3 protein-coding genes are annotated in these 3,279 nt (G+C 71.9%); all 3 read left to right on the top strand.

Going from position 1 to position 3,279, the window contains the following annotated elements:
• Positions 1 to 951, top strand: a 951-nt coding sequence (locus AB7U92_RS24410; protein WP_428583011.1) for a peptidylprolyl isomerase, incomplete at its 5' end; no start/stop codon positions are given.
• Positions 952 to 976: 25 nt separating this feature from the next.
• Complete coding sequence (locus AB7U92_RS24405; protein WP_428583009.1) at positions 977 to 2,908, top strand: hypothetical protein; 1,932 nt, start codon at positions 977 to 979, stop codon at positions 2,906 to 2,908.
• Positions 2,909 to 2,942: 34 nt separating this feature from the next.
• The coding region (locus AB7U92_RS24400) for a c(7)-type cytochrome triheme domain-containing protein (protein WP_428583007.1) at positions 2,943 to 3,279 on the top strand (337 nt) is incomplete at its 3' end.

The raw sequence follows: 3,279 nt of genomic DNA, 5'->3' as shown, positions 1-3,279 counted from the left end.
GCGCTGCTGGCGGCCGCCCTGCCGGCGAGCGCCGGCGACCGGTTCGCCACCGTGGGCGATACCGTGATCAGCGCGGCCGACTACCAGCGCGCGCTGTCGGTGGCGAGGCGCAAGAAGTACTACCACGCCAAGCCGCCGGAGGCCGAGTACGCCAAGTTCCAGCGCGAGGTCGGTGACGACGTGGTCAACCGCGTGCTGCTGCTGGCCGAGGCGAAGCGCCGCGGCATCCAGCCCGACCGCGCGATGATCGACGCCACCGTCGCCGGCTACGACCGGCAGTACGCCAGCAGCGCCAACTGGAAGGCCAACCGCGAGAAGATGCTCGCCGCGGTGGTGCCGCAGCTCGAGGCCGAGAGCCTGCTCGACCGTCTCGGCAAGCTGGTGAGGAACGTGCCCGAGCCCGGCGAGGCCGCGGCGCGGGCCTACTACGACAAGCACCGTGAGCTGTTCGTCGAGCCCGAGCAGGTCAAGCTCAGCGTCATCCTGCTCAAGGTCGACCCGAGCTCGCCGCAGGCGGTGTGGAACGGCGCGAAGGACGAGGCCCAGGCCATCCATCGCAAGCTCAAGGCCGGCGCCGATTTCGCCGAACTCGCGAAGCTGCATTCCGGCGACAAGAGTGCCGCCCAGGGCGGGCAGATGGACTACACCCACCGCGGCATGCTGCCCGAGGCGGTGCACGGTGTGGTCGATGCGCTCAAGCCGAAGGAACTGTCCGAGCCGGTGCAACTGCTCGAGGGCATCGCCATCCTGCGCCTGGACGACCGCCGCGCCGCGCAGCAGCGCCCCTTCGAGCAGGTGAAGGAGCGTGCCGCCGATCTCTGGCAGCGCGAGGAGGCGCAGGCCCGCTGGGACAGGCTGATCGCCGATCTGCGCCGCGCCACGCCCGTCCGCATCGACGAGAGCCACTATGCGCCGCTGCCCGCGACCCCGGAGAAGGCGCGCGCCGGCTGAGTGCCGGCGGCTGCTCGGGTCTCCCATGCCCAAGGGACGGCAGGTTCGCGCCCGCTGGTTCTGTGCCGCACTGCTGCTGCGCGCGGGCAGTGCCGGCGCCGCGGCCTTCGTGCCCGGCGCGCCCGAGCCCGACCCGCCCACCGGTGCCACCGGCCGCGTCGAGCCGGAGATCGCCGTGCCGGTGGCCGGCAGCGGCATCCGCTGGGAGTTCGCGCCGCCGCGCTGGGGCGGCACGCTGTCGCTCGACGCCCGGCGCCTTCGCCTCGAGGACGGCTCGCGCAGCACCCAGGGCCTGCTCTACAACGACATCGAGATGGCCACGCACGTGTGGCAGCCCTGGTTCATCCAGCTGCGTGCGGGCGCCGGGTTGCTGGCCGCACGCGACACCGCCACGCCGGCCGACGGTGCGAGCAGCACGACCGCGCGAAGCCTCGCGCTGACCGGGCGCGTGGCCCTGTCGGTCTTCCCGGTCAGCCGCTTTCCGTTCGAATTCCGCGCCGAGGTGGCCGACAGCCGCGCCGGCGGTGACACGCTGGGCGCCGACTTCCGGACCTATCGCCTCGGCGTCACGCAGGCCTGGCGACCGGAGAGCGGTGGCGACAGCGTCAACGCCGCGCTCGATTACAGCCGGCTGGAATCGTTCAGCGGCATCGAGGACACCGTGGTCACGCTGCGCGGCACCGCGCTGCGCCAGCTCGCTGCCCATTCGTTCGAACTCTCCGGCCAGCTCAGCCGCAATGACCGCAGCGACAGCGACGACCGCACGCGCATCGGCCTGCTCAACGGCCGCCACACCTTCCATCCGGCCGAGTCTCTGCACGTCGACACGCTGGCCAGCTGGAGCGACCTGCGCCTGGCCAGCGGTGCCGGCGGCTCGCGCTTCGAGAGCCGCAGCGACGTGCGCCAGCTTTCCAGCTTCGCGACCTGGCGGCCGCGCGAGGGCGACGTGCTGTTCCGGCCCGACTCGCCGATGTACCTGACCGCCAGCGTGCGGCTGCTCGATGCGGGCACCGCGACCGAAGGCGACCTCGCCTTCGCCGAACAGCGCGCGCGCGCCATCAACGGCACGCTGGGCGCGAGCGTCGAGCTGACCCGCGAGTGGCGGGCCTCCGGCGCGCTGTCCGGCGGCTCGGTGCAGATCGACGGCCAGCCGCGCAGCCTGAATGCCACCGGCACCGGCGGGCTGACCTGGACGCCGCAGGGCCTGGCCTTCGGCGAGTGGCGCTACACGCCGTCGCTGGGCGCCAGCGGCAGCGTCACGCGCAGCAGCCAGGTGACCCTGCGCAAGGCGGCGGGCGTGCAGGGCAACCACGGCCTGTCGCGCACCTGGATGGCCAGCGAGACCGACAGCGTTTCGGTCAACCTCACGCAGAGCCTGGGCCTGCTGCGCGAGTCGCTCACGCCCGACGTCACGCGCGCGCTCTCGCACTCGGCCAGCCTGTACTGGCAGGGCGCGGGCGACGGTGCGAGCCAGAGTTATGCCGGCCTGTCGGTCAGCGACTCGCGCACCTGGGCACAGGACAGCGGCCGCTTCCAGCTGATCAACGCGCAGTTCAGCCGGCGCACGCAGCTCACGCGCCACTCGAGCTGGAACGGCAACCTGACCTGGCAGTCGGCGCGCAGCGATGCGACCCAGCTCGACCCGTTCACGGGCACGCTGCGCGAAGCGGGCGTGGGCTGGCAGCGCTTCTACAGCGGCACGCTGAGCTACGAGCACCAGCGCTTCCTCGAGGTGCCGCGGCTGCGCTACGCGCTGATCCTGGCGGTCAACAGCCAGCAACTCGAGAGCCGCGCGCTCGGCGACGTCGACGCGCCGCTGGAGCGGATCACCGAATCTCTGGAGAGCCGCATCGACTACTCGATCGGCCGCCTCGAGGCGCGGCTGTCGGCGCGGCTGGCGCGTGTCGAGGGCCGCAGCGTGGCGGCGCTGTTCGCGCGTGTGCAGCGGCGCTACTGAACCCCTTCATCCCTTCGCACCCGGAGTCCTTCCCGTGAACACCTTGTCCCTCCTGCGACGGCCCTGGCGCAGAGCGCTGGCGGCCTTCGCCACGGTGCTGCTGCTGTGGAGCGCCGCGCCACCCGACGCACAGGCCGAGTACGGCGACGTCGTCATCAACAACTACTCCGATGCGGCGGGCATGCGGCCGGTGGTGTTCCCGCACTGGTTCCACCGCGTGCGCTTCCGCTGCAAGGTGTGCCATGCCGACCTCGGCTTCGAGTTCAAGGCCGGCGGCAACCAGATCAACATGCTCAAGATCATCGACGGCCAGTACTGCGGCGCCTGCCACAACGGCGAGATCGCCTGGTCGGCCGAGAACTGCAACCTGT

The sequence above is a fragment of the Piscinibacter sp. genome (assembly GCF_050175855.1).
Lineage (GTDB): Bacteria > Pseudomonadota > Gammaproteobacteria > Burkholderiales > Burkholderiaceae_C > Piscinibacter.
Note: the sequence above shows the minus strand (reverse complement) of the source record. Positions and strands in the feature narration are given on the sequence as shown.

What these genes read in the sequence shown, in the direction of transcription:
- AB7U92_RS24405 (WP_428583009.1), top strand. Translation starts at nt 977, where the DNA reads ATGCCCAAGGGACGGCAGGTTCGCGCCCGCTGGTTCTGTGCCGCACTG.